At 70.8% G+C, this 25,168-nt stretch carries 19 protein-coding genes; 14 read left to right on the top strand and 5 right to left on the bottom strand.

The window, feature by feature from the left end; translation table 11 throughout:
- The first annotated feature begins 41 nt into the window (after positions 1-41).
- The 5 genes from SCMU_RS19650 to SCMU_RS19630 all read left to right on the top strand — a co-directional run bounded on the left by SCMU_RS19650 (position 42) and on the right by SCMU_RS19630 (position 4,560).
- A complete protein-coding gene (locus SCMU_RS19650) occupies positions 42-1,499 on the top strand; it encodes a benzaldehyde dehydrogenase (RefSeq protein WP_229230755.1) in 1,458 nt (485 codons plus the stop codon).
- An 82-nt stretch (positions 1,500-1,581) separates the two neighbouring features.
- Positions 1,582-1,758 (top strand): hypothetical protein, encoded by a 177-nt coding sequence (locus SCMU_RS19645; RefSeq protein ID WP_229230754.1) that lies wholly within the window; start codon positions 1,582-1,584, stop codon positions 1,756-1,758.
- Positions 1,755-2,468 carry a cytochrome b N-terminal domain-containing protein gene (locus SCMU_RS19640; RefSeq protein WP_229230753.1) on the top strand — a complete coding sequence of 238 codons (714 nt, stop codon included), beginning with the start codon at positions 1,755-1,757 and terminating at the stop codon, positions 2,466-2,468. The genes SCMU_RS19645 and SCMU_RS19640 overlap by 4 nt, the downstream gene beginning before the upstream one ends.
- Positions 2,465-3,430, top strand: coding sequence for a hypothetical protein (locus SCMU_RS19635; protein WP_229230752.1), 966 nt, complete (start codon positions 2,465-2,467; stop codon positions 3,428-3,430). The genes SCMU_RS19640 and SCMU_RS19635 overlap by 4 nt, the downstream gene beginning before the upstream one ends.
- Before the next feature lie 53 nt (positions 3,431-3,483).
- Positions 3,484-4,560, top strand: a complete 1,077-nt coding sequence (locus SCMU_RS19630) for a DUF2637 domain-containing protein (RefSeq protein WP_229230751.1) — start codon at positions 3,484-3,486, stop codon at positions 4,558-4,560.
- Between the two features lie 153 nt (positions 4,561-4,713).
- Here the strand turns inward: SCMU_RS19630 and ilvD are convergent, their stop codons facing one another.
- The gene (gene ilvD, locus SCMU_RS19625) at positions 4,714-6,597 is read right to left on the bottom strand and encodes a dihydroxy-acid dehydratase (protein WP_229230750.1); all 1,884 of its coding nucleotides are present in this window, start codon (positions 6,595-6,597) and stop codon (positions 4,714-4,716) included.
- Positions 6,598-6,870: 273 nt separating this feature from the next.
- Between ilvD and SCMU_RS19620 the strand changes: the two genes are divergently transcribed.
- The 4 genes from SCMU_RS19620 to SCMU_RS19605 all read left to right on the top strand — a co-directional run bounded on the left by SCMU_RS19620 (position 6,871) and on the right by SCMU_RS19605 (position 11,402).
- Entirely contained in the window at positions 6,871-8,526 is a 1,656-nt protein-coding gene (locus tag SCMU_RS19620) for a TnsB C-terminal domain-containing protein (RefSeq protein ID WP_229230749.1), read from the top strand.
- Positions 8,520-9,530: a TniB family NTP-binding protein gene (locus tag SCMU_RS19615; RefSeq protein ID WP_229230748.1), complete on the top strand. Its 1,011-nt coding sequence runs from the start codon at positions 8,520-8,522 to the stop codon at positions 9,528-9,530. The genes SCMU_RS19620 and SCMU_RS19615 overlap by 7 nt, the downstream gene beginning before the upstream one ends.
- Positions 9,433-10,665, top strand: a complete 1,233-nt coding sequence (locus SCMU_RS19610) for a TniQ family protein (RefSeq protein WP_229230747.1) — start codon at positions 9,433-9,435, stop codon at positions 10,663-10,665. Before SCMU_RS19615 ends, SCMU_RS19610 begins: the two co-directional genes overlap by 98 nt.
- A 104-nt stretch (positions 10,666-10,769) precedes the next feature.
- A complete protein-coding gene (locus SCMU_RS19605; protein WP_229233096.1) occupies positions 10,770-11,402 on the top strand; it encodes a recombinase family protein in 633 nt (210 codons plus the stop codon).
- A 37-nt stretch (positions 11,403-11,439) separates the two neighbouring features.
- Here SCMU_RS19605 and SCMU_RS19600 read toward each other — a convergent pair whose 3' ends face one another.
- Genes SCMU_RS19600 through SCMU_RS19590 form a run of 3 tightly spaced genes read right to left on the bottom strand, consistent with a single transcriptional unit; the run spans position 11,440 to position 14,885 of the window.
- Positions 11,440-12,336 (bottom strand): hypothetical protein, encoded by an 897-nt coding sequence (locus SCMU_RS19600; protein WP_229230746.1) that lies wholly within the window; start codon positions 12,334-12,336, stop codon positions 11,440-11,442.
- 54 nt (positions 12,337-12,390) lie between these two features.
- Complete coding sequence (locus SCMU_RS19595) at positions 12,391-14,319, bottom strand: trypsin-like serine protease (protein WP_229230745.1); 1,929 nt, start codon at positions 14,317-14,319, stop codon at positions 12,391-12,393.
- Positions 14,316-14,885: a hypothetical protein gene (locus SCMU_RS19590; RefSeq protein WP_229230744.1), complete on the bottom strand. Its 570-nt coding sequence runs from the start codon at positions 14,883-14,885 to the stop codon at positions 14,316-14,318. The genes SCMU_RS19595 and SCMU_RS19590 overlap by 4 nt, the downstream gene beginning before the upstream one ends.
- Positions 14,886-15,129: 244 nt before the next feature.
- Between SCMU_RS19590 and SCMU_RS19585 the strand changes: the two genes are divergently transcribed.
- The 5 genes from SCMU_RS19585 (at position 15,130) to istB (ending at position 24,077) form a co-directional block, all read left to right on the top strand.
- A complete protein-coding gene (locus SCMU_RS19585; RefSeq protein WP_229230743.1) occupies positions 15,130-18,969 on the top strand; it encodes a putative toxin in 3,840 nt (1,279 codons plus the stop codon).
- Between the two features lie 87 nt (positions 18,970-19,056).
- Positions 19,057-20,244 carry a hypothetical protein gene (locus SCMU_RS19580; RefSeq protein WP_229230742.1) on the top strand — a complete coding sequence of 396 codons (1,188 nt, stop codon included), beginning with the start codon at positions 19,057-19,059 and terminating at the stop codon, positions 20,242-20,244.
- 477 nt (positions 20,245-20,721) lie between these two features.
- Entirely contained in the window at positions 20,722-21,414 is a 693-nt protein-coding gene (locus SCMU_RS19575; protein ID WP_229230741.1) for a hypothetical protein, read from the top strand.
- 195 nt (positions 21,415-21,609) lie between these two features.
- Positions 21,610-23,280 (top strand): IS21 family transposase, encoded by a 1,671-nt coding sequence (gene istA / locus SCMU_RS19570; protein WP_229230740.1) that lies wholly within the window; start codon positions 21,610-21,612, stop codon positions 23,278-23,280.
- Complete coding sequence (gene istB / locus SCMU_RS19565) at positions 23,277-24,077, top strand: IS21-like element helper ATPase IstB (protein ID WP_274602898.1); 801 nt, start codon at positions 23,277-23,279, stop codon at positions 24,075-24,077. Before istA ends, istB begins: the two co-directional genes overlap by 4 nt.
- Positions 24,078-24,495: 418 nt before the next feature.
- Here the strand turns inward: istB and SCMU_RS19560 are convergent, their stop codons facing one another.
- Positions 24,496-25,164 carry an ABC transporter ATP-binding protein gene (locus SCMU_RS19560; protein WP_229230739.1) on the bottom strand — a complete coding sequence of 223 codons (669 nt, stop codon included), beginning with the start codon at positions 25,162-25,164 and terminating at the stop codon, positions 24,496-24,498.
- Positions 25,165-25,168: the final 4 nt, after the last annotated feature.

Raw genomic sequence — 25,168 nt, 5'->3', positions numbered from 1 at the left:
GTTCGACCCGAACCGGGAAGAGTGAGATGGAGGACACCGGAATGGCACTTCTCGATACCGCACTGTGGGGCGGCAAGGTCAACATCGGCGGCTGGACCGAGGCGGCGGGTGGCGTGTACGACGCCGTCGAGCCGGCCACCGGGGCCACGCTCGCCTCCGTCGGGGCCGCCTCGCGCGACGACGTGTACCGCGCCGCGCAGCTGGCCGCGAAGGCCCAGCCCGAGTGGGCGGCGAAGAAGCCCGAGGAGCGCGCCGCCGTCCTGCGCCGCGCGGGGCAGCTCTGGGAGGAGCACGCCGGCGAGATCCAGGACTGGATCGTCCGCGAGGCGGGCAGCATCCCACCCAAGGCGCAGCTCGAGATCCACACGGCGGCCAACGAGTGCTACGAGGCCGCCGCGCTCCCGTCGCACCCGCACGGCGAGGTCCTGACCTCGGACGAGGACCGGTGGTCCTTCGCGCGGAGGCGACCGGCCGGCGTCGTGAGCGTGATCGCCCCGTTCAACTTTCCCCTCATCCTCTCGATCCGCTCGGTCGCGCCGGCGCTCGCCCTCGGCAACGCCGTCCTGCTTAAGCCCGACCCGCGCACGGCCGTGTGCGGCGGGGTGACGCTCATGCGCATCTTCGAGGAGGCCGGCCTGCCTGCCGGCGTGCTCTCGCTCCTGCCGGGAGGGGCCGAGACGGGCGCGGCCGTGGTCGAGGCGCCCGAGGTGCGCATCATCTCGTTCACGGGCTCGACGGTGGCGGGCCGCAAGGTCGGCGAGGCCGCCGCGAGGCACCTCAAGCGCGCGCACCTCGAGCTCGGCGGCAACAACGCGCTGATTGTCCTGCCGGGGGCCGATCTCGCCAAGGCCGCCTCCGCCGGCGCGTTCGGATCGTTCATGCACCAGGGCCAGATCTGCATGACGACGGGCCGGCACTTTGTGCACGAGTCCGTGTACGACGACTACGTCGCGGAGCTGTCCGCGAAGGCCGAGAACCTGCCCGTGGGCGATCCGTTCACGGGACAGGTCGCGCTGGGCCCGATCATCGACGAGCACCAGCGGGACAAGATCGACGGCATCGTGCAGGGCGCCGTCGCCCAGGGCGGCCGCCTGACCGCCGGCGGGAGCTACGAGGGGCTGTTCTACCGGCCCACGGTGCTCGCCGACCTTGCCCTCGACAACCCCGCGTTCATCGAGGAGATCTTCGGCCCGGTCGCGCCGATCACGCGCTTCTCGGAGGTGGACGAGGTCGTGGGGATGGTCAACGCCAACGAGTACGGGCTGTCCGTGGGCATCCTGGGTGACGTCGGGACGGCCATGAAGATCGCCGACCGTGTCCACTCGGGCAAGGTCCACATCAACGAGCAGACCGTCTCAGATGAGGCCAACGCGCCGTTCGGCGGCGTCGGTGCCTCCGGGACCGGCTCGCGGTTCGGCGGGGCGACGTCGAACATCGACGCATTCACCGAGATCCAGTGGCTCACGATGCGCCCGGACATCCCCGACTACCCGTTCTGATACCTGTGAGGTTGCTGGGACTTGGGGCCGCTGGGCCCTAAGTCCCTTCCTCGGGGGCACGGCCGGGGCGGACCTTGGTGGCGTGGACACGTCACTGAACGTCTTGGCCTCCGCGGCCGGCCTTGGAGCCGACGGCATCTACCTTGGATGGGGCTCCTTCACCGTGCAGCTGGGAAACCTCATCATCATCGCCGTGATGATCGTGCTGTTCGTCGCCGCGCTGTTCCTGCCCTTCCCCGGGGGAAAGGACCGGCGATGAGCACGCCACGTCCGGGACCGGGATCGGCCGGCATGCCGCCCGCGCCGCCCGGTGGCCGGATTCTCAACTGGACCGGCAGGTTCCGGGAGTGGGGCGTGCGCACCCTTCCCCCGGACAAGCTCCTGCCCGAGACTCAGCCCAGCTATGTCGCCTCGTGGATCTACGTGTTCGGCATGGGCGCCATCGCCGCGCTGCTGTACGTGATCATCTCCGGGGTGATCCTCGCGCTCAACGGTCCGGCCTGGTACCACGTGTCCGCGACCGGCCACTTCATCAACAGCACCCACCTGTGGGGAGTGGAGCTGTTCTTCATGTCCATGGTCATCCACCTGTGGGGGAAGTTCTGGATGGCGTCGTGGCGCGGGGGCCGCGCGCTGACATGGATCACCGGAGTGATCGCGTTCGTCGTCTCGATCGTCACGGCGTTCACGGGCTACCTCCTCCAGACGAACTTCGATTCCCAGTGGATCGCGTTCCAGGCCAAGGACGCGCTCAACGCCGTCGGGGTGGGCGCGTGGTTCAACGTGGCGAACCTCGGGCAGGTGCTGATGTGGCACATCGTGCTGCTGCCGCTCGCGGTGGGCGTCGTCGTCGTGCTCCACGTCCTCCTCGTCCGCGTCCACGGCGTCGTCCCGCCGCTCGAGGCCTCCGAGACGGACGCGCAGCTGCGCTCGGCCGCGTCCGCCCCGGAAGGAAGTGACCTGCCATGAGCCTCAAGGAACGAAGCCGTGCGCCGCACCATCACCCGGGTCGGGGCTCCAGAGACCTCGACCGTCAGCCATGGCGTGGCGCCGTCCGCGAATACGACCTCGTCAAGGAGCTCGTCTACGCGCTCGTCGTGGTCGGCGTGCTCATCGTGGGGCTGGCCGCCATCATCGGCTCCCCGGATGACGCGCCGGTGACGCTCAAGCAGTGGGCCGCCGCGGCGCCGTCGGACTTCGTGGCAACGGCGACGGCTGAGCTCGGAGGCACGAGCGACACCGCGCAGTACGGCCCCCCGTACAACTCGACCGCGGGCGCGAGCCAGACGCTTGGCCCTATCGACCTGCAGAGCCTCTCCGGGGTCCGACTGCCCGTTGACACCGCTCAGGACATGGTCCTCGGACCGCTCGGAACGCTGCCCCAGCCGCCCACGGAGCTGGCCGCATGGAACGCCGCGACGGACAAGCAGCGCACCGACTGGGCCGCCGCCTACTCTGACGCCCTCTCGAAGGCTCCGGACAACGACCCGGCCAAGGTCGCCGCGGGCGACTACGGCCCTGTCCCCGGCTTGGACGCCGCCCTGCTCGGCATGGCCCAGTCCGGTTCCCTGGACCGGGTGCTCGACGGCGGCTCGCTCGCGGGCATGGACCGAACCCGCACCGAGCTGTTCCTCGGCGATGGGACGTACTTCAACGGCCTCGCCGACGCCCAGCACCTGACCGGCGACCAGTGGGGCATGATGAACGAGACCGGGAACTATCCCGGCCAGTCCTGGCTGTGGCTGTTCTCCTTCTGGTACCAGATCCCGCCCTTCAACGGGCTGGCGAACGCGGACCTCGTGATCAGCGGCATCATGGTCGTGCTGACCCTCGCGCTCATGCTCGTCCCGTTCATCCCCGGGGTGCGTTCGCTGCCGCGTCTCATCCCGATCCACCGGCTCATCTGGAGGGACTACTACCGGCGTCGCTGAGGGCCGCGCGGACCGGTCGCGGAACGTTGCCTGCGCCGTGGTAGAACACTAGGGTGAACCCCCAGAACGCGCGCCCCCCGAAGGCCTACAAGCCGATCTCCAAGCCCATTGTCGCGACAGGCATCGCCTCGACCGTCGTCATCGGCTCCGGAGCATTCGTCCTCAGTTTCTCCGCACTGACCGACCTCGCCGTCCGCGCGGGCATCAACCCCGAGATCGGGTGGATGTGGCCGCTCATCGTGGACGGCATGATCGTCGCCGCGACGGTGGCGATCGTCGCGCTCGCGGGACGCGAGGGCAAAGAGCAGTTCTACCCGTGGATCCTGCTGTTCTTCGGCGCGGTCGTCTCGACGGCCGCCAACTCGATCCACGCGATCCTCGCCGTCCAGGCGTCCCACGGGAATGTGCCGGTCGTCGTGTCCGCGCTCGTGGCGGCGATGCCGCCGGTTGTGCTCCTGGCGATCACCCACCTCACCGTGCTGCTCGTGCAGTACGCGCGCAACTCCGCTGAGATGTTGGCTTCCCTCGCGGCGGAAGCCGATCAAGCCCAGCTGGCCGTCGAGGGCGAGCGCCCAGCCGACGGCATCCCGGCAGCGGCCAGCGCAGCCCCTGACGCCGGCGGTTCTGCCGACGCCGCCTCCACCGACGCCGACACTGACTCTGCCGTTGGTGGGGTGGCTGTCGTCGAGGAGGCCCTGGCCGAGACCGCTCCCGATGCTGCTGCACCAGCCCCCAAGCCCAAGGCCGCGCCGAAGCGGAAGCCGAGCAAGCCGGCCACCGCCAGCGCGCCGCCGGGCGCGGCGGCCAAGCCGACCGCCGCGCGGACGGGTGCCAAGAGCCCAGTGGCCAAGCGCACGCCCGCCCCCAGTGTGGCAGCAGCCACGCCCGCGGGGGCCCGTCCAGCGGCCAAGGGCTCCGGGTCCTCGCGCCAGCTCATGCCGGAGCTGTCGACCGTCACGGCGGTCAACCCACTCCTCAGGCCCCCGCAGAGCGCGGAGGGGATGACGGGAATGGCGGCTATCGTGCCGCCGGCTCCCCAGACCACGGTGCAGAACCCTGCGGGTCAGACCGCTGAGCCCGATGCGGGGTCCGAGGACGCTTCTAAGGAACTGGTCTCGGCTCAGGGCTGATCGGCAGGCAGGGCTGAGGGCCCGGCGCGACCGGTGCTGCCCCACCTGCCCGGACAGCCGGGCATTCCGATACAGCTCAGGCGGCTCCGCCTCCCGTTTCCGGGGGCGGAGCCGCCTGAGCTGTATCGAGCTGTACTCAGCGGGCCCCGGAGGCTAGCCGATCGGCTGCGGGGACGTGAGTCGCGTGAGCGAGTCGACGTCGCGCACGGCGCCCTTGTCCGCAGAGGTGGCCATGGCCGCGTAGGCGCGCAGGGCCGCGGACACGGGGCGCTCGCGGTTCACCGGGTGGTACCCGGTCGTGGCCTCGAGGTGCTCGCGGCGCGCGTAGAGCTCGGCCGGGTCCACGAGCAGCTCCATGGAGCGGTTCGGGATATTGATGCGGATCCGGTCCCCGTCCTTCACGAGGGCGATGGTGCCGCCGGAGGCAGCCTCGGGGGAGATGTGCCCGATGGAGAGCCCGGATGTGCCCCCGGAGAAGCGCCCGTCCGTGATGAGCGCGCACTTCTTGCCGAGGCCGCGGCCCTTGAGGAACGAGGTCGGATACAGCATCTCCTGCATGCCGGGCCCGCCCTTGGGTCCCTCGTAGCGGATCACCACGACGTCGCCCTCCTTGACCGTCTTGTTCAGGATCTTCTCGACGGCCTCCTCCTGCGACTCGCACACCACGGCGGGGCCCTCGAACGTCCAGATGGATTCGTCCACGCCGGCGGTCTTCACGACGGCGCCGTCGATCGCCACATTTCCGTACAGCACGGCGAGGCCGCCGTCCTTGGAGTACGCGTGTTCCACCGATCGGATGCAGCCGCCCTCGGCGTCGGTATCGAGCGAGGTCCACTCGTTCGACTGCGAGAACGCGGTCGAGGAGCGCTGGCCGCCAGGCGCCGCGTGCCACAATTGCTGGGCCTCGTCGGTGGCCTTACCGCCGCGGACGTCCCACGCATCGAGCCACGAGGCGAGGTCGTCCGAGTGCACCGAGCGGACGTTGGTGTGCAGGAGTCCGCCGCGGTTGAGCTCGCCCAGCAGCGCCGGGATGCCGCCGGCGCGGTGCACGTCCTCCATGTAGTAGGTCTTGTCCTTGGCCACGTTCGGCGCGACCTTCGCCAGACACGGAACCTTGCGGGACTTCGCGTCGATCTCCGCGAGTCCGTACTCGACGCCGGCCTCCTGAGCGGCGGCGAGCAGGTGCAGGATCGTGTTGGTCGAGCCGCCCATCGCGATGTCCAGGGCCATCGCGTTGTCGAATGCCTCCGCAGTGGCGATCGAGCGCGGGAGGACGGACGCGTCGTCGTCCTCGTAGTAGCGCTTGGCGAGGCCGACGGCGGTGGCCCCCGCGCGCTCGTAGAGCGCCTTGCGCGCGGTGTGGGTCGCGAGGACGGAGCCGTTGCCCGGGAGCGAGAGGCCGATGGCCTCGGTGAGGCAGTTCATCGAGTTGGCCGTGAACATGCCCGAGCAGGAGCCGCACGTGGGGCACGCGTTCTGCTCGATGAGGTCGATGTCGGCGTCGGAGATCGACTCGTCGACGGCGTCGGAGATCGCGTTGACCAGGTCCAGGGAGCGGACGGAGCCGTCCGTGAGGGTCACGCGGCCGGCCTCCATGGGGCCGCCGGAGACGAACACCGTGGGGATGTTCAGGCGCAGCGCGGCCATGAGCATCCCGGGGGTGATCTTGTCGCAGTTGGAGATGCACACGAGGGCATCGGCGCAGTGCGCGTTGACCATGTACTCGACGGAGTCGGCGATGAGGTCGCGGGATGGGAGCGAGTAGAGCATGCCGCCGTGGCCCATCGCGATGCCGTCGTCCACGGCGATCGTGTTGAACTCGCGCGGCACGGCACCGGCGGCGAGAATCGCGTCGGAGACGATGCGGCCTACCGGCTGCAGGTGGGTGTGGCCGGGGACGAACTCGGTGAACGAGTTGGCGACGGCGATGATCGGCTTGCCGATGTCCGAGTTGGCGACGCCGGAGGCGCGCATCAGTGCGCGGGCGCCCGCCATGTTGCGGCCATGGGTCACGGTGCGAGAGCGAAGTGCTGGCATTGCACCAGACTGCCACGCGCGGTGGGTCCGCTCCAGACGGCGCGAATACTAGTACTGAGAGTGCTAGCGGTTGAGCGGTCTTGAGGGGCCCTTGTGGGACGGAAACGATCGTTCGTGAGGCAGCCGGAGAAGGGCCCCGAGGTTGTCAATGTTCGAAGTCGTCTGCACAGCTGGCCGCGCGAATACGGGCTTGTGCAGACGAGTTCGTGCATGCGGCGTGTCCGAAGTCCTGTGCACGGATAGGCGGCGTTTGATGGTGTCGTGCAGGATGGCGTGGTCGATGAGGACCGGGTGCCGGAGCGGGGTCTCCTCTCGGTGCCGGAGCCGGTGTGGGCTTCGGCGGTCCGCCGTGCGGAGGTGATCGGCCCGCTGGCCGCGGCCGATCGGCTGGCGGCGGGCGCGGTGGATGCCGCGGCGGAGGCGCTGGGGGTCTCGAAGCGTCAGGTCTATTCGCTGCTGCTCCGGTGGCGCGAGGGCGAGGGGCTGGCCTCGGACATGGTTCCGGGCCGGTCATCCGGCGGGCGGGGCGGGTCCCGGCTGCCTGCGGGCGTGGATGCCGTAGTCGGGGAGGTGCTCGCGGGTGCGTATGCGAATCGTCAGAAGAAGACCGTTGCGGCGGTGCACCGGGAGATCGCGCGGCTGTGCCGCAGGCGCGGTCTGCGGGTCCCGTCGCGCTCCGCGGTTGCCCGACGCGTCGCCGGGCTGGATCCGCTCGCGACCGCGATGGCCCGGGAGGGAGCCGACGGCGCGCGTCGTCTGCAGTCGGCCGGGGGCCTTGTCCCTCCGGTGCGGGAGGTCCTCGAGCAGGTCCAGATCGACCACACCGTGGTGGACGTGATCGTGGTCGACGAGCGGGAGCGCCTGCCGATCGGCCGCCCGTACGTGACCGTGGGAATCGATGTGTTCAGCAGGTGCATCGTCGGGCTGGTGGTGACCTTGGAGGCGCCCTCGGCCCTCTCGGTGGGGCTGTGCCTGGCGCATATGGCCACGGACAAGGGGCCGTGGCTGGAGCGGATCGGCGCTGAGGCGGACTGGCCGATGAGCGGTAAGCCGCGCGGGCTGTATCTGGACAACGCCGCGGAGTTCAAGGGCGAAGCGCTGCGCAGGGGCTGCGAGCAGCACGGGATCTCGCTGCGCTATAGGCCCGGCGGGCAGCCCCACTACGGCGGGATCGTCGAGCGGGTCATCGGCACGATGATGGGCATGGTCCACGAGCTGTCCGGCACGACCTTCTCCAACCCGGCCGAACGCGGCAGCTACGACTCCGAGGCCAAAGCCACCCTGACCATGGCCGAGCTCGAGCGGTGGCTGGCACTGGCCGTCGCGGTCTACCATGGGCAGCTGCACGGCACGACCGGCCAGACCCCGCAACGGCGCTGGGAGGAGGCCTGCGGGAAGGCCGCACCGCCGGTGGTGGCCGACGGTGCGGCCTTCCTGGTCGACTTCCTGCCGGTCTACCGTCGGAGGCTGGCACGGACGGGATTCGTCCTGGACCACGTGCACTACTTCAGCGATGCCCTCAAGCCCTGGGTCGCCCGCCGCGACCAGCTCGATTCCTTCGTGCTGCGCCGGGACCCGCGCGACATCAGCCGGATCTGGGTCCTGGACCCGGACGGCGGCTCCTACCTGGCCGTGCCGTACCGGTCCCTGTCCCGTCCGCCGGTGACCCTGTGGGAGCATCGGGCGGCGGTGATGCGCCTGCGCACCGAGGGAAGGTCCCAGGTCGACGAGGAGGCCCTGTTCCGCATGGTCGACCAGATGCGCGCCATCACCGACACGGCCAAGGCCGCCACCCGGAAGGCCCGCCGGAACGCCGAACGCCGCCGCCGCACCCCGACGGCCGACTCTCCTCCGATCTCGCCGGTCCCGCCGCCGCAGCCGAGCCAAGCGGTGCCGGCGGTGCCATTCGAGGTGATCGAGCAGTGGTAGGCGCACCGGGGCCGGAGGCGGGCCTGGGACATCTCCACGAGAGCATCCGTGCAACGGCGCTGCTGCCGGATGAGGAACGCCTGCGCCGCCTCCGCTCCGACCGGTGGATCGGCTACACGAAGGCCAGCCAGGCACTGGAGCGGCTGGAGGCGCTGTTCGCCTGGCCGCGGCGGGAGCGGATGCCGAACCTGCTGGTGATTGGGCCGACCAACAACGGCAAGACCATGGTCATCGAGAAGTTCCGGCGGCTCCACCCCGCCGTCTCCCTGCCGGACTCCGAGAAGATCCCGGTGCTGGTCGTGCAGATGCCCTCCGAGCCGTCGGTGGGCCGCTTCTACGTCGCGCTGCAGGCCGCCATGGGCGCACCGGTCCGCCCCCGGCAGCGCATCGCGGAGCTCGAGCAGGCCACCCTGGCACTGCTGCGCGCAGTCGGGGTCAGGGTGCTGGTCATCGACGAACTCCACAACGTCCTGGCCGGGCGCGGGGACACCCGGCGGGAGTTCCTGAACCTGATCCGCTTCCTCGGCAACGAGCTGCGCATCCCGCTGGTGGCAGTGGGCACCCGGGACGCCTACCTGGCGATCCGGTCCGACGACCAGCTCGAGAACCGCTTCGAGCCGTTCCCCCTGCCCCGGTGGGAACCCGGACCGGAAGCCTGCTCCCTGCTGGCGAGCTTCGCGGCGGCCCTTCCGCTGCGGCGCCCCTCGCCGATCGCCGACGAGGAGATGGCCTCCTACCTGCTCGCCCGCAGCGAGGGGACCATCGGCGAACTGGCGTGGCTGCTCACGGCCGCCGCCGCGGTCGCCATCGAATCCGGCGAGGAGTCCATCAACCGCGCCGCACCCTGCTCGCAGCCCCCTACACCGGGCCCACCGAACGGCGCCGGACGTTCGAACGCACCCCGGCATGACGCCACGCTGGCCCCTCCACCCCGCACCAGCCGAAGGGGAAGCCCTCTCCTCCTGGCTGTGGCGGCTCGCCGACGCGTACGACATGCCCCTTGAGGCCCTGATCCGCCACGGCCTCAGCACGCCCGGCGCAGCGGCGCCCCTGGGCCCGATGGCACTCTTCGACTCCGCCCCGCCGGTGCAGCTGATCAGGACCCTCGCCGAGCTCACCGGCGTCCCCATGGACCGGATACGCACGATGGCGCTGGCCGGCTGGGAGCCCTGGCTCATCGAGCCCCACGAGCCCGATCACCAGCCCGGGAGGGCGTTCGAGAACTACGCCCAGCAGCACACCGTCCTGCTGGACCCGAGCTGCAGACCTCGCCGTCGGCTGGCCGCCTGGCGGCCCTGGCTGCCGGCGGACCCCCGGCGACCGCCGATGCACCGCGCCTGCCCGGGCTGCATCAGCACCACACCGGCGGCACTGCGGAGCTTCACCCTCGTATCCCAGCTGCCGCTGACGCTCACCTGCCCCGAGCACGGGTGCAGGCTCGAGCCGGCATACGGCGCCCCTGGCATCTGCTTCTTCTGGGAGGACCCCGACACGGTACCCGCAATGGCCCCGGCCGCCGTCGCCGCGATGGACCGGCTCACCCACGCCGCCCTGCACACCGGAGCCGTCGACCTTCCCCGCCGCAGGGTGCATGCCGGTGTCTGGTTCCGCCTCCTGCGCACCCTGATCGACGAGATCGCCGTCCCCCTGGCGGCCCTGCCGGCCAGGTCACGCAGGGCCGTGGCCGGCATCTGGGAGGCGGCCGGCCACCCCGTGCGCGGCGGAGCCGGCCGATGGCGGGTGTACGAGGCGCTGCCCTGGCCCCGCCAGCAAGCCACGCTCGAAGCCGCAGCAGCGGCCCTGCACCTCATCGAGTCCGAAGAGGTCACCGCGGAAGGGACCCTGGGCGCCCTCCTGACCGCCGAGCCCCACACGTCCCTGCCCGACGGCAGGACGCCCGAAGACGTCCGCGCCGCCGAAATGAGGCAGGCGCTCGAGGACGCCCTCGCAGCCGCCCGGGCAGACCCCCTCGAGGCCGGCCGCCTGCTGGCCCTGCTCGCACCGGACCCCGGCTCGAAGAGGTTCGCCACCGCGCGCGAAGAGCTCATCATGCTCGGAATCCCCGAGCAGAACCTCCCCATGCCGACCGAGCGACAAGGCTGTCACACTGCGGTGTGCCAGGGCGTTGGCGAGACGTAGAATAAGCGACGGGTTACGTGACAACCGCGCCCTGGTTCTGAGGTGTCGGGGTGCGTGTCACGCAATCGGCCGTATACGTGATGAAGGCTCGGGAGGGGATCGGCGTGCTCGTCGGATATGTCCGGGTGTCCAAGGCCGACGGGTCCCAGACCACGGACCTGCAGCGCGACGCGCTCCTGGCCGCCGCCGGGGTCGGCGCGGAGGCGGTGTACGAGGACCGGGCCTCGGGGAAGCGCGACGACCGGCCGGAGCTCGCAGCCTGCCTGAAGGCCCTCCGGCCCGGGGACACCCTGGTGGTGTGGAAGCTGGACCGGCTCGGGCGGGACCTGCGCCACCTGGTGAACATCGTCCACGACCTCACCGAGCGCGGCATCGGCCTGAGGGTCCTCACCGGCCAGGGCGCCGCGGTCGACACCACCACCGCCACGGGCAAGCTCGTCTTCGGCATCTTCGCCGCCCTGGCCGAGTACGAGCGCGAGCTCATCAGGGAACGCACCATAGCCGGCCTGGCCTCCGCCCGCGCCCGGGGCCGGACCGGCGGGCGCCCCTACAAGATGACCCCGGCCAAGCTCCGGCTCGCCATGGCCTCCATGGGCAGGCCCGAGACCCGCGTCGGCGACCTCTGCGACGAGCTCGGCATCAGCCGCCAGACCCTCTACCGCCACCTCTCGCCCACCGGCGAGCTCCGCCCCGACGGGCAGAGGCTCCTGGCCCGGGCGGGCGGCCGCCGCGGTTGACCTGCGGCTGGTCCCCCGTGGCACGCCCGGGCGTGGGTCAGCGTTCCAGGAGGTGCTCGAGCTCGTCCGGGAGGACGAGGTGGGTGTCCTCGCCGTCGAATGAGGTGATGGGCTGGATGGAGTCCTGCCCGTCCCACCAGTACAGGTGCGGGCTCAGGGGCGAGGGCAGCCGGGAGTGCTGCAGGGCGGTGAGCTGGACCATGAGCTGCAGGTCCGCCATCCCGGTGGCCTCGCCGATGAGGTGGAGGTTCAGGGCATTCGCGGCGGGTGCGGCCAGGAACGCGCCGAGGGGGCCGGGGGTGAAGCCCAGGGCCTGCATGAGGGCCTGGGGGTAGGCCATCCACGTGGCGGTGTAGACGGAGCCGGTCTGCAGGCCCAGGAAGGCCCCGCCCTCGTGGGCCACTTCTTCCGGGGTGCCGCCGAGCCCCGCGGACAGGAGGTTCATCGAGGCCGTGTGCCACACCTGTTCGGGGTCGCCGAGCCGGGCCAGGTCCGCGTCGGTGAGGTAGGCGACCTTCTCGGGGTGGTCGACCGCGATGACCAGGGGCAGGTAGGCGACCCAGCGCACGTAGCCGAAGTCCCGCTCGGCCCGGTCCTGGGTGACGGTCTCGGGGGCGATGAACTTCGCCCGGAGCCGGCCCAGCAGCTCAGGCCCCTCGAGGGCCGCGGCAGGGGTTCCGGAGAGCACGGCGGTGAAGTGCCGGTCGACGGCGGCTTCCCAGGCGTGCCCAGGCTCGGAGGCGACGGTCCGGGCGAGGTTGGAGAGGCCGTACCGTTGCCCGTCGGCGGTCTCGAGGTGGTCGGGGTTCGCCTGGGCGTGCACGCCGTGGCGTGCGGCGGCCTCCACGGCGAGGCGGCGCAGCAGTGCGGCCTGGTCCGTGGTGAGGCCCTCAAGCTCGGGGTCCATGGCCTTGCGGCGGGAGAAGAGTCCCATGGGTCGGGTTTTCCGTTCGTGTGCGTGCGATGTCCGGTGGTGGCGGGCTGCGGGTCAGGGCATGGTGGAGCGGAAGATGTGAAGGGGTGCCCAGCCCCATCCCACGGTGACGGGTGTGCCCCAGGCCCTGTCGGCCAGGATCGGGTAGTAGCGCAGGTCTCCGCCGGTGGTGCGGGCGAGCATTCCGGTGGTGCCTGTGCCGGCGAAGCCGGAGGTCGGGGAGATTGCGGTGATGACGTCCCAGCCCCATCCGATCGTGGCGGGGGTCTCGGCGATGAAGGTCCCTGCACCGTTGGTGCGGTACAGCTTGAGCTCTCCGGCGGTGGTCTTGGCCACGATGTCGGTGTGGGAGTCCTTGTCGAAGTCCATCTGGACGATCTCGAGCCCTGCCCAGCCCTGGCCGATCTCGGTGGCGGCACCGATCCCGGTCCCGTTCAGGTTCTCGTAGTGCCGCAGGGTCCCGGTGGTGGTGCTGTAGGCGACGATGGAGGGGCGGGTGTCGGTGTCCTTCCAGCGTCCGACGCTGAGCTTCCAGCCCTGCCAGCCCTGGCCGATCACGGTGTACCCGCCGAAGGGCGCGGTGGAGCCGGTGTAGAGGCGGATCTTGCCGTCGTTCCACTGCACGAGGAGGTCCTGGAACCCGTCGCCGTTCCAGTCGGTGACGAACCCGGCGGTGAGGTCGGTCCATCCGGTGCCCATCTGGGTGCCGTTGAGCAGACCGGGGACCCCGGTGGCCTCGTACTGGTACAGGTTGTAGGCGACACCGTCGGGGCTCACGGCCACGACGTCGGAGGCGCTCAGGTCGAAGTAGTCCCCGGAGCCAAGGACCCAGGCCGCGGTGGGACTGGTCCCGGTGGTCTGGGTCGTGGGGGCGGTGCTGGCCGTGGGCTGGAACTGGGCGGTGGCCTGGTTGCCTGCGTTCCTGATCGCGGTAGTGCCGTCGTCCAGGCGCTGCAGCTGCCACTGGGCGAGCGTGTTGGCCGGGTCGCAGCCTGCGAGGGAGAGCTGGGGGGTGCCCGAGGGATCGGCTGCTCCGGTCAGACAGGTGCCGGTGGCGGTGTTCTTGAGCGTGTAGGCGTCTGTCCCGGTCCTGGTGAGCTGCCACTTGCGGGCGGTGTTGCCCGGGCAGGGTGCGGTCTCGGCCTTCCCGTCCCGGGGCGTGAGGCAGTTGCCGTTGCTGCCGGTGGCCCGGATCTGGGCGGTGGAGCCGTCGGCTGCGCCGAAGGCCAGCATCGAGCTGATCCAGGCGGCGGCGTCGTCCACACGGCTGCCCACGCTGTCCGCGGTGGTCGCGGTGCTGGCGTAGAGGCAGCCCTTCTGGCCGCTGCGGCTGTTCACCGCGACCAGCTCCGGGCCGGTCGGGGTGGTGCGGATGCCGGGGGCGCCGCTGTCGCCCGCGCACAGGGCGGCCCCTGGGGTGGCCGGGCTGAAGGCGGTGGTGGTGGCGTCGCTGGCACCGGCGGTGAAGGCGCCGGTGTGCTTCTGGGCCGGGATCCAGGTGTCGTGGGTCCGTCCGAATCCGGTGAAGGCGACGGCCTCGCCGGCCTGGGGCGGGTTGGTGGCGATCCTGGGCGGGGTGACGCCGCTGACGGGCCTGGCGAGCCTGACGAGTGCGAGGTCGCGGTCGGGGTGGCGTTCGACGTGGATGACACCGATGCCGGCCGTGTCCCTGGCGGGGGTGTCCGCGTCGAGGAGGACCTTGGCCCGGGCCGCGGGGACGCCGGAGGCGAGGGACGCGTAGTCGGCCGGGTTCGCCTGGAAGCAGCTCGCAGCTGTGGCAACCCACTGTGGGTCGATCAGGGCGCCGGTGCAGGTGCTTGCGCCGGTGTCGACCTTGACGACGTACTGGTCCGTCCCGGCCGCGGCCGCGGGGCTGTTGCTGACCGCGTGCGCTGCCGGCTGGGCCAGCAGTCCCATCGCCAGGGCAAGGGCGGCGGCTGCGCCGAGGGAAGCGGTCCCCCGCATGGTCCGGGCCGGCCTCACGGGGTCACGATCCTGACCGGTGCGTCGCAGGCGGTGTCCTGGGTGGTGCCGAGGTGGTTGACGCGCAGCTCCACGACGGTTGCCTTGTCCGTGAGCCCGCGCACGGTGGAGCGGCAGGTTGCCTCCACGGACCGGGACTCGCTCTGGCCGTCCAGGACGCTGGTCACGATCGTGTCTCCGGCACCGGCGTTGATGCCGAATGAGCCGGTGATCTCCAGCCTCAGCCACGCGGGGGTGGCGATGATCCTGAAGCAGTCGGTCTGGGCCAGGTGCGCGACGGAGTGGTCGATGCGGATCAGGCTCTTGTCCGTCTCGCTCGGGCAGGGCGCCCACTGGAGGTACCCGTTGCCGTCCTTGAGGACGATGCTCCGCTCGGCCCCGATGGCCCCCGCCCCCGGGTGCACGAAGTCCTCGACGGTGAACGCCGGCCCGGAGGGGTCGGTCTCCGCCGGTGCCTGGACGGTCTGCGGCCAGGCGGCCATGACGGGACCGGCCAGGGCCGCAGAGACCCCTGCCGTCCCGGCGACGATCACGGCGGCTGCTGCCCCGATGCGTAGTGTCCCCAATGTGTTCTCCCCTGGAAGTGCGAATGCGTGCAGGGGCGGGCCGGGGGAATCGGTGCTCCGGGCGCGCCGCTGCTGGGACGGATCGTAGCAGAGCCCGGCGGAACGAACCCCGCGGTGGTCCCGGCCCGGGCCTGATCGTGTAGCGTGTGCGGCACAAGGGCCCTTTCCCCGCACCGGACAGGGTTCTTACGCATCTTCGCTCACTGACTCGCCGGACGTTCCGCGTCCGTACCTGGGGGACCTCATGAGTGCTGCCTTCCACCGTGCCCTGCTGCGGGTCCGCTGGCTTGCGTTCGCCGCAGCCGCCGTGGCCGTTGCCCTGGTTGCGGGGCTGTTCCCAGTGCCCGCCGGTGCCCGCGCCGACGACGGGCAGCTGCCCGTCCCGGTGCCGGTGGCGCGGGCGGCCGACGGCGCGGGGCTGCTGAGGCTGTGGAAGACCGGCGGGCCGACCGTGCGGGCGGCCGCCGAACAGGCCCTGCTCGGCGGGCCCGGGGCGATGGACGAGTTCCTCGGTACCGGCGGCGGGCCGGGCCTGCAGGACGAGGCCCTGCGCCAGGACCTGCGCATCACCATCGTGAAGCTGTCGATGATCGGCGGCGAGCACGTCCGCGCGGGCGCAGCCGCGGCACTGAACGAGGGCAGCGACGCGGCCCTGGCGGCCTTCGCCGCCCAAGGGTGGAGGGGCGCCTGGGTCCTGGACAACCGCATCCAGCTGACCTTCCTGCTCGACACGGGCACCCCGCATGTGCGGGCCGCCGCGTCCGAGCTGCTCGACCACGGCAGCGAGCAGCAGATCCAGGACTTCCTCCTCACCGGCCGGAAGCAGACACAGGACCTGGACAACCGGATCAAGGCCTACTACCTGCTCGACTCGGGCTCGGTCACGGTCCGGCGCGCGGCCCGTGCCGCCCTGGACACCGGCTCGGCCCAGGCCATCGAGGACTTCCTGAGGTACGGGCAGTACGTCGCCGCGGCCCGCGATGCCGAGACCGCGACCATCGGCCAGCTCACGGACCAGGCGAAGTCCGCCAGCGATCTTGCCCGCAGCGAGCGGACTGCCGCGGAGGAGGCCTCCAAGCAGGCCGTCGCCGCGTCGCTGGCCGCCAAGCAGGCACTCGACCGGGCCAAGGCCGAGGCCGAGGCCGGCCAGCGCAACGCCGCGCGGGCCACTGCCGCCGCCGGGCGCGCGGCGGCCCTGGCCGACGAGGCCGCCCAGGCCGCGGGCATAGCGGTCAGCGCGGCCCAGGAGGCCCGCCAGGCCATGCAGGCCGCGGCCACGGCCGCCTCGAACGCCGCAGCGGCGACCTCCCGCGCGAACATCGCCGCCTCCAACGCATGGGTCGCCGCCGCGGCTGCCGCCACCGATGCCGGCAAGGCCGGTGCCGCCCGCGCCGCGGCCGAGGTGTCCCGGGACGCCGCCCGCAACGCCCAGCTGGCCAAGGACGCCGCCGACGCAGCCAAGGCCGCCGTCCAGCAGTCGCTCGACGCCGCCAACGCCGCCGGCAGCGCCAGGCAGCATGCGGCCGACGCCGCCGGGCTGGCCACCGCCGCCGCCGAGGAATCCGGGGTGTCCGCCGAGCAGGCCGCCCAGGCCCGGGCAGCAGCGCAGAGGGCCGGGGACGCCGCCGCCCGCGCCGAGGCGGCCGTGCAGAAGGTCGCCGCCCTCGCCGCCCAGGCCACCCAGGCCGCCCAGGACGCCAGCGCCGCCGCAGCGGCCGCCATCGCCAATGCCAACAACGCCGCCGCCGCGGCCGACGACGCCGCCGCCCATGCCGGCACAGCCGCGGACGCGGCCCAGCGCGCCACCAATTCCGCCAACGCCGCCATCGGCGCGGCCGATGCCGCCACGGCCGCCGTGGCCCTCGCCCGCTCCACGGCCGTCCAGGCCCGCGAGGCCGACACCGCCCGGCTCGCGGCCGAGCGCGAGTACGGATCAGGGCAGGCCAGCGCCGCCAGACAGGTCGAGGACGCGCGCCTGGCCGCGCAGAAGGCCGCCAAGGACCAGGCCGCCGCGGACGCGGCCACCACCGAGCAGCTCCTGGCCGACCTGGCCGCCCCCGGAGCAGACATCGGCGCGCTCATGCCCGCTGCCCGGCGCGCCCTGCTCGGGCTGGCCAGGACCGGCGGCCCCTGGGTCAGGGCCGGGGCAGAGGCCGCCCTGGTCGGCGGTGACGCCGGGATCGTCGAGTACCTCCGCGCCGGCCGCCAGGTCGCCCTCGAGCAGGACCAGTTCGACGAGGCCATGGCCTACGCCTACCGGGAGCCCCTCGCCATCTCCATCGCCGCCCAGGAGGCGCTGGACAGCGGCGAGGAGGCCGTCGCCGAGTTCGTCACCACCGGCCGGCACCAGCTCGAGGCCCTCGACAAGCGCATCCGGGTCACCTACCTGCTGGACACCGGAGGCTCCCACGTCCGCCAGGGCGCCTCCGCGGCCCTGGACAGCCCCGACCCCGCGGCGGTGCGGACCTTCCTCGAGGAGCAGTACCAGGGGCTCAACGACCTCGACGACCGCATCCAGGCCACCTACGTCCTGGACACCGGAGGCCCCGAGGCCCGCGCCGCGGCGGCCGTCGCCCTCGACGGCCCCGTCACCGCGATGCGGCACTTCATCAAGTACGGCCTCAAGGAGGCCGCAGCACGCGACCAGGAGGCCGCCGCCCACGCCGCGGCGATCGACGCGAGCGTCTCCAAGGCCGCCGGATTCGCCTCCCAGGCCCAGGCCGACGCCTACGCCGCGGCCCAGGCAGCAGCCACCGCCCGCAACGCCAGCGCCGAGGCCCAGCAGTACGCCCAGCAGGCCGCCGCCTACAGCCGCAGCGCCGCCGCGTCGGCCGCCACCGCCGTGACCCAGGCCGACCAGGCCAAGGCCTCCGCCGACCAGGCGGCACAGTCCCTCGCCACCGCCCGGCAGGCCGCCGACCAGGCCCGCGCCGACGCCAAGACCGCCCAGCGCCACGCCGCCGACGCCGCGACCTCGGCCAGCAACGCCGCCGCGGCCGCGGCCTCGGCAGGCCAGGCCGCGGCAACCGCGCAGCAGTCCGCAGCCGATGCCGGAGCCGACGCAGCCGCGGCCGCCCAGGCCGCCACCGAGGCCGTCGACGCCGCAGCCACCCTCCAGCGCGAGGAGGACGCCGCCGCCAACCTCGCCAGGGCCGCGGCCAACACCACCGGCACCGCCACCACCGAGGAACTCGCCGCGGCCGAGGCCGCCGGCGGCCCCCAGGCCGCCGAAGAGCTCCGCAGGGCCCACGAGGTGCTCGCCGAGGGCGACGTGGTCGACTTCATCATCCGCGAGGGCGGCCAGCTCCTGCTGGACTTCTTCGGCGTCACCGACATCCTCAACTGCTTCACCAAGGGCGACATCGGAGCCTGCGGCATGGCCCTGATCGGCTTCCTGCCCGTCGGCAAGCTCTTCAAGGCCGCCGAGGCCCTGGCCATGATCGGACGCATCCTGCCCAAGGCCGCCGCGTTCTTCACCCGCCACCAGGACGCCATCCGCGCCGTCGAGAAGAACGCCGCCAACCTCGTCTGCGCCCTCCCCGGCACACCCCTGGCCGCATTCCGGGGCGCGGCAGCCACCGCGGGTGCGGTGACCGCCGTGTACAGGGGAGGCGGCCGAGAAGGGGCACAGCCCCTCATCCGGCCGACCGCCAGCGGATCCTGCCCCATGCCCAACATCAACCCCGCCTACGCCAAACCACCCCAAGGCATCTCCCTCATCGGCCGCTGGGCCGAACACGCCCTCGGCATCCTCCCCACCGGGAAGAAGGCCGTCAAAGTGCCCGGGATGTCGAAGAAACGGTTCCCCGACTCCTACGAGAAGACCACCGACGAACTCGGCGACGTCATCACCCATGTCGTCGAGGTCAAGAACGTCAAAGAACTCCGCTGGACCAAGCAGATCGAAGATTTCCTCACCTACGCAAGCGCCTCGAACCCCGGCAAGAAAGCTCACCTCATCATCTACGTTCGTGGGGACACCATCAGGAGCGATGCGAAGATTCAGGCTGCCATCGGTCGAGGGGACATCATCCTCAGGGACCTTCCCTACTCCCTTGACGGCACTATCGGCCCCGCCAAATGAAGACGCCCAGAGCAACCAGCGCGAGACCGGAGAACGGAGACCCTCGTGTCGTATGACCTCAGCGTATACAGCCCTGATCGTCCGACCATGGAAGTGGCCCTGCTTCTGGTCGGCAACACCCGAGGGCTGCAACCCGACCCCACCGATAGCGTCCCGGATACCGGTCCGGGGGCGGTGCATGTGCTGCGCGGGGTGAAGCGGGAGTACTCCTTCACGGTAGAGGGCCCGTTCGAGGTCGAGGCCGATGATGTGCCCGAAGAGGTCGCCGCTGCCGTGCCGGGCGCCCGGACCATGTTCCAGGTCCTGGTCGAGGGCACGGCCGTGGCCGAGATCCCGCACGCGGTGCGGTTCGCCAGGAAGCTGGCCAAAGCATGTTTCGGGGCGGTGTTGGACGAGCAGACCTCCGAAGTCTGGCCCCAGCCCAAAGAACCCGCCCCTGCCTCCGAGTTCAGGGTCTATCCCCGGGTCGACGCAGTCGAGTTCGCCTGGTACTGCCTCGCCGACGAGATGCCCCAGGACCTTCCGCGGCGCTACCTCCGGCTGGCCGAGGCCCATCTCCCCGAGGCCCTCCCAGTGCGCTACGGTACCTACACGCCGCTCCAGGGCAACTTCGCCCGCGACGGCGAAGAAGGCTTCAAAAGTGCCTGGGTTCAGGCCGTTGGCAGCGACCTAGCCATGGATACCGCCCCCCCCGTGTCCTGGGCTTCGCTAAGACCTATCCGGGAGCAGCGGATAGGGGACGTCCGAGACATGCGGATGACCATCACCCGGGAAGCCTTGGAGCACGCGAGCCTGCGTTCCCGGGTGAAGCAGTTCTTCATCCAGTTCGCCATCGAGATCCGGGCATTCCACGCCACTGCCGAGGTCCAGCGCAACTACATCCTCGAGAACAACCGAGCCCGCATACTTTCCGGATCGTCAGAGATGTTCAGGTACTCCGCCCTCCAAGGGGATTGGGTGGGGCTCAAGCCCCACCCGCAGTGGTGGATGTGGTTTGGGCCCCTCTATGCCGACGCAGTTCGCCCCTACCTCACCGGCCACCTCGAGGAGTACCCCGAGGGGGTCTTCCACTCGTGGACCGACGCCCCGGCGAACCGGGACGAACTCACCACACTCCTGCCCGACCCCGCCAGGCCGTGGATCCCGGAGAGGTTCACCCCGGTCTACGAGGACGGCGTAGTGCAGCCGGTCAGCACCGCGGAGTGGATGCCGCAACGCCTCCGCGAGGCACATGTACCGCCGCAGCCTTGGACGGACGACGACAGCAACGCATAGCGCCCCCGCCGCGCAGCGCGCCTGGAAAGGAGCCCCGTTGTCATACGACCTGACCGTCTACACCCCCACACCGAACGTCCTGGGCACGGTGCTTCTGCTGGTGGGCAACATCCGCGGGCTGCACCCGGACCCCGCGGACAGCGTCCCTGATACCGGTCCGGGGGCGGTGCATGTGCTGCGAGGGGCCAAGCGGGAGTACTCCTTCACGGTAGAGGGCCCGTTCGAGGTCGAGGCCGATGATGTGCCCGAAGAAGTCGCCGCTGCCCTGCCGGGAGTTCGGACCATGTTCCAGATCCTGGTCGAGGGCACGAACGTGGCCGAAATCCCGCACGCGGTACGGTTCGCCAGGAAGCTGGCCAAAGCCTGCTTCGGGGCGGTGCTGGACGAGCAGAGCCCAAGGAACCTCCTGCCGCTGAGTTCAAGGTCTATCCCCGGGCCGATGCGGTCGAGTTCGCCTGGTATTGCCTCGCCGACGAGATGCCCCAGGACCTCCCGCGGCGCTACCTCCGGCTGGCTGAAGCCCACCTCCCCGAGGCCCTACCAGTCCGCTATGGGACCCACACCCCTCCGCAAGGCAACTTCGCCCGCGACGGCGAGGAAGATTTCGTCAAGACATGGCAAGAATCCGTTGGCGGATTCTTCGGGGTCGACGAGGCCACCTTTCCCGTGTCGTGGGTGTCATTCGGGACTATCAGGCAGCAGCGAGAGGGTGATGCGCGCGGGATGCGAGCCTTCCACGCTACGGCCGAGGTGGTGCGCAACTACAGCAGGAGAGGCACAAAGCTGTTCCCTGGTCCGGACGCAGAGGCGGCAAAGTCCTTGATCTTCGTGTACAGGTTATCGTCCCAGCTCCGGTACGAATGGGTGGGCCTCAAGCCGTATCCGGTGTGGTGGATGTGGTTCGGCACTCTCTATGAGGACGGAGTCCGCCCCTACCTAGCAGGCCGCCTCGAAGAGTACCCGGAGGGGGTATTCCATTCCTGGGCCGAGGCTCCCGCGAACCGGGACGAGCTCACCGCTCTCCTACCCGACCCCACCAGATCATGGATCCCCGCGGAGTTCTCTCCCCTCTATCAGGAGGGCTCGGTAGGGCCGCTGGCCCTCGCAACCAACGTCCCCCTGCGCCTCCGGGAGGTGCGCGTCCCGCCCCACCGATGGACAACGGAGTAACGCCATTCGTCAGCCGCTCCGTGTCCGGAGTCTGAAACAGGTCATTTCGCTGACTATGGCAGCTTGGTTCAGGACCGGTGTGACGGCTTGATTCAGGACCACCTGCCTCCGGACCGGCGTGTTGTGACGGTTTGATTCAGGACCACCTTTGACGGTGGGTATGCCCGATGGGTTTGCCTACGTGAGGTGGTTCGGATGGGAAGTCGTGTGGAGCTGTTCGCCCGGATCCGGCGGGACGAGCGGGTCGAGGGCCTCGGGATCCGGGCCCTGGCCCGGAAGTACCGGGTGGGCCGGGACACGGTCCGCACGGCGCTGTCGAGGGCGGATCCGCCGCCGCGGAAGACGCCGGTGCGGGCCTCGCCGGCCCTGGGCCCGTTCAAGGACGCGATCGACGCGATGCTGCGCGAGGACCTGGAGGCCCCGCGGAAGCAGCGCCATACCGCGACGAGGATCCTGGCCAGGCTCGCCGACGAGCACGGGGCCATGGACCTGTCGTATTCGACGGTGCGGGACTACGTCCGCCTCCGCCGGGCCCAGATCGATCTGGCCGCAGGACGCCGGCTGGAGGTGTTCGTCCCGCAGGAGCATGCTCCCGGGGTGGAGGCCGAGGTGGACTTCGGCGAGCTCTGGGTAGTGCTGGGCGGGGTGAAGACGAAGTGCCACATGTTCGTCATGCGCCTGAGCCACAGCGGCCGCGCCGTGCACCGCGTCTACCCCTCGCAGGCGCAGGAGGCCTTCCTCGAGGGCCACATCGAGGCGTTCGAGGAGTTCGGCGGCGTCCCTGCCCGGCATATCCGCTACGACAACCTCACCGCGGCGGTCAGCGCGGTGGTCTACGGGTGCAACCGCCAGCGCGAGGAGAACGAGCGCTGGGTCCTCTTCCGGTCCCACTACGGCTTCGACGCGTTCTACTGCCAGCCCGGCATCGCCGGGGCGCACGAGAAGGGCGGCGTCGAGGGCGAGGTCGGCCGGTTCCGGCGCACCTGGCTCACCCCGATGCCCGTCGTGGAGTCGCTCGACGAGCTGAACGGGCGCATCAGGGAATGGGAGGCCCGCGACCTAGGCCGCCGGGTCGGGACCAGGATCCGCACCGTCGCCGACGACTTCAAGACCGAGCAGCCCCTTCTGGCCCCGCTGCCGGCCGAGCGGTTCGACCCGGGCCTGGTGCTGCACCCGCGGGTGGACCGCTCCGCGTTGATCACGGTGCGGATGGCGAAGTACTCCGTCCCGGCCCGGCTCATCGGCCACCGGGTGCGGGTCTCGCTGCGGGCCTCGGAGGTGGTCGTGTTCGACGGCCGGGCCGTGGTGGCCCGGCACGGGCGCGTCTCGGCCAGGGGCGGCTCCTCTATCGTCCTGGACCACTACCTCGAGGTCCTGCAGACCAAGCCCGGCGCCCTCCCCGGCTCCACCGCCCTCGCCCAGGCCCGGGCCGCCGGTGCGTTCACGGCGGCGCATGAGGCGTTCTGGCAGCAGGCCCGCAGGGTCGAGGGCGACGCCGCGGGGACCAGGGCGCTGATCGAGGTCCTCCTGCTGCACCGGAGCATGCAGGACCAGGACGTCATCGCCGGCATCGAGGCGGCCCTGTCGGTCGGGGCGGTCTCCCCGGACGTGGTCGCGGTCGAGGCCCGCCTCCACTCCGGTGGGCCCGGCTCGGGCCGTCATCACGACGACCACGACGACCGCCGCGGGCATCGCGTTGTCAGCCTGACCCAGCGCCGCCTCGCCGACCCGGCAGCGGTCATCGCCGGCCTCCCGGCGGACACGCGGCCGCTGCCGAGCTTGGCCGCCTACGACGAGCTCCTCCAACGACGCCCCGCCACCGACGGGGCCGCGACCGCTGACCGGGAAGGGACGGGCGCATCATGACCACCACGACGAAGGTCACCGCGAGCCTGCGCAGGCAGCGGAGCATGACCGAGGAAGCGGCCCAGGCCGCGGTGGACCAGGCCTGCCGCCGCCTCCGCCTGCCCACCATGCGCGCGGTCATGGAGGAGGCGGTCAAGGTCGCCGAGCGCGAGCAGCTCTCCTATGCCGGCTTCCTCGCCGAGCTGCTCCTTGCCGAGTGCGACGACCGCGACCGCCGCTCCGTCGAGCGCAGGGTCCGGGGCGCCGGGTTCCCGCGGCAGAAGTGGCTTGGGGACTTCGACTTCGAGGCCAACCCGAACGTCAACCCCGCCCTGGTCCACACCCTGGCCCAGGCCGACTGGATCCGTCGCGGCGACCCGCTCTGCCTCATCGGAGACTCCGGGACCGGCAAGTCCCACCTGCTCATCGCCCTCGGCACCGCCGCGGCCGAGAAGGGCTTCAGGGTCAAGTACACGCTCGCGACCAAGCTCGTGAACGAGCTCGTCGAGGCGGCCGACGAGAAGCAGCTCGCCCGCACCATCGCCCGCTACGGCCGCGCCGACCTCCTCGTCATCGACGAGCTCGGCTACATGGAACTCGACCGCCACGGCGCCGAACTCCTCTTCCAGGTCCTCACCGAGCGGGAGGAGAAGGCCTCCGTCGCCATCGGCTCCAACGAGGCCTTCAGCGGCTGGACCAAGACCTTCACCGACCCCCGCCTCTGCGCCGCCATCGTCGACCGCCTCACCTTCAACGGCACCATCATCCAGACAGGCACCGACTCCTACCGCCTCAACCACACCCGCCTCCACAGCTGAAAGCCCCAGCCGAGTCAGAGTCCGGGCAACAGTGGAGTCAGATCCGGTGCCACGCCCACTGAGCGATCACTCACCGCGCAGCCCTCGCCGCTGGGTGACCGCGCCGTATCCGCGAAGCCCCAAATCGGTCGCATTTGCGGTGCCGCTGCTGTTTGGACTCCTTCTGATCGGCAAGGGCAACCGGAGCTTCGAGACCGCATGAATCAGTTGGGCGTATGGACGGCCCTTCTCTAGCCCGTCGGTTGTCGCTGTACACGAGAAAGCTTCGTCCTGACATGCTCAAGGCGAAGCTGCCGTCCTCGTCCCCGTCTTGCTCGCGATGCGTCCCTACCACGCAGGAGTCCAGCAACCGGCCCGGCCGGTTGCTGATGTGCGGTGGATCGACGCCATGTAGTTCCGTATCGCGCTCCCGCCCCGTTTAGTGAACTCGCTGATTGTCAGCCTTTCGGGCTCCTAGATGGTGGATTCGGTGGCAGTTGGAGACGAGATCCTCGTCGTGGGTTGCGATGACGACGGTCGCTCCTCGGGATGCCTCGGCTAGGAGGAACGTGGTGACGAGTTCCCTGTTCGCCGCGTCGAGTGAAGCGGTGGGTTCGTCTGCGAGGATCACGTCGGCTCCTCGGAAGATCGCCCTGGCTAGGCCTACCCGCTGCTTTTCTCCTCCGCTGAGGCGTGACACCTTCTCACGCGCGCGGCCGTCCAGCCCAACGCGCTCCAGTGCCGCAGAGACTGCCCATTCGTGCTTTCGCGCGCGATGGGTGAACGGGGCCAGAGCGGAAAGCGCAACGTTGTACCCGACAGACTCCTCGTCGATGAGCCCATAGTCCTGGAATATGAATGCGGCGTGCCGCTGCCAGAACCGCCTGCGCTGCCCGTCTTTCCACCGGGCAGTGTCAGCGTCGCCGACGGTGACACTGCCGAATTCAGGCTTTCGGAGGAGACCCATGACGTTGAGGAGGGTCGTCTTCCCGCTTCCGCTTGGTCCGACAAGGGCGAGAGCTTCACCGGCTCTTGCATGCACGGTCTGGTCTTTGATGACAGAACGGTGGTCGATCGTGATCCCGACACGGTCAGCATGAATATCCATCGGG

This window comes from Sinomonas cyclohexanicum (assembly GCF_020886775.1).
In the GTDB taxonomy this organism is placed as follows: domain Bacteria; phylum Actinomycetota; class Actinomycetes; order Actinomycetales; family Micrococcaceae; genus Sinomonas; species Sinomonas cyclohexanicum.
Note: the sequence above shows the minus strand (reverse complement) of the source record. Positions and strands in the feature narration are given on the sequence as shown.

Excerpts from the sequence above, each read along its gene's own strand:
- SCMU_RS19610 (WP_229230747.1), top strand. The coding sequence starts at position 9,433 with ATGACGCCACGCTGGCCCCTCCACCCCGCACCAGCCGAAGGGGAAGCC.
- istA (WP_229230740.1), top strand. The coding sequence starts at position 21,610 with ATGGGAAGTCGTGTGGAGCTGTTCGCCCGGATCCGGCGGGACGAGCGG.
- SCMU_RS19580 (WP_229230742.1), top strand. The coding sequence starts at position 19,057 with ATGGAAGTGGCCCTGCTTCTGGTCGGCAACACCCGAGGGCTGCAACCC.
- SCMU_RS19650 (WP_229230755.1), top strand. The coding sequence starts at position 42 with ATGGCACTTCTCGATACCGCACTGTGGGGCGGCAAGGTCAACATCGGC.
- SCMU_RS19635 (WP_229230752.1), top strand. The coding sequence starts at position 2,465 with ATGAGCCTCAAGGAACGAAGCCGTGCGCCGCACCATCACCCGGGTCGG.
- SCMU_RS19640 (WP_229230753.1), top strand. The coding sequence starts at position 1,755 with ATGAGCACGCCACGTCCGGGACCGGGATCGGCCGGCATGCCGCCCGCG.
- istB (WP_274602898.1), top strand. The coding sequence starts at position 23,277 with ATGACCACCACGACGAAGGTCACCGCGAGCCTGCGCAGGCAGCGGAGC.
- SCMU_RS19600 (WP_229230746.1), bottom strand. The coding sequence starts at position 12,336 with ATGGGACTCTTCTCCCGCCGCAAGGCCATGGACCCCGAGCTTGAGGGC.
- SCMU_RS19575 (WP_229230741.1), top strand. The coding sequence starts at position 20,722 with ATGCCCCAGGACCTCCCGCGGCGCTACCTCCGGCTGGCTGAAGCCCAC.
- ilvD (WP_229230750.1), bottom strand. The coding sequence starts at position 6,597 with ATGCCAGCACTTCGCTCTCGCACCGTGACCCATGGCCGCAACATGGCG.
- SCMU_RS19560 (WP_229230739.1), bottom strand. The coding sequence starts at position 25,164 with ATGGATATTCATGCTGACCGTGTCGGGATCACGATCGACCACCGTTCT.
- SCMU_RS19585 (WP_229230743.1), top strand. The coding sequence starts at position 15,130 with ATGAGTGCTGCCTTCCACCGTGCCCTGCTGCGGGTCCGCTGGCTTGCG.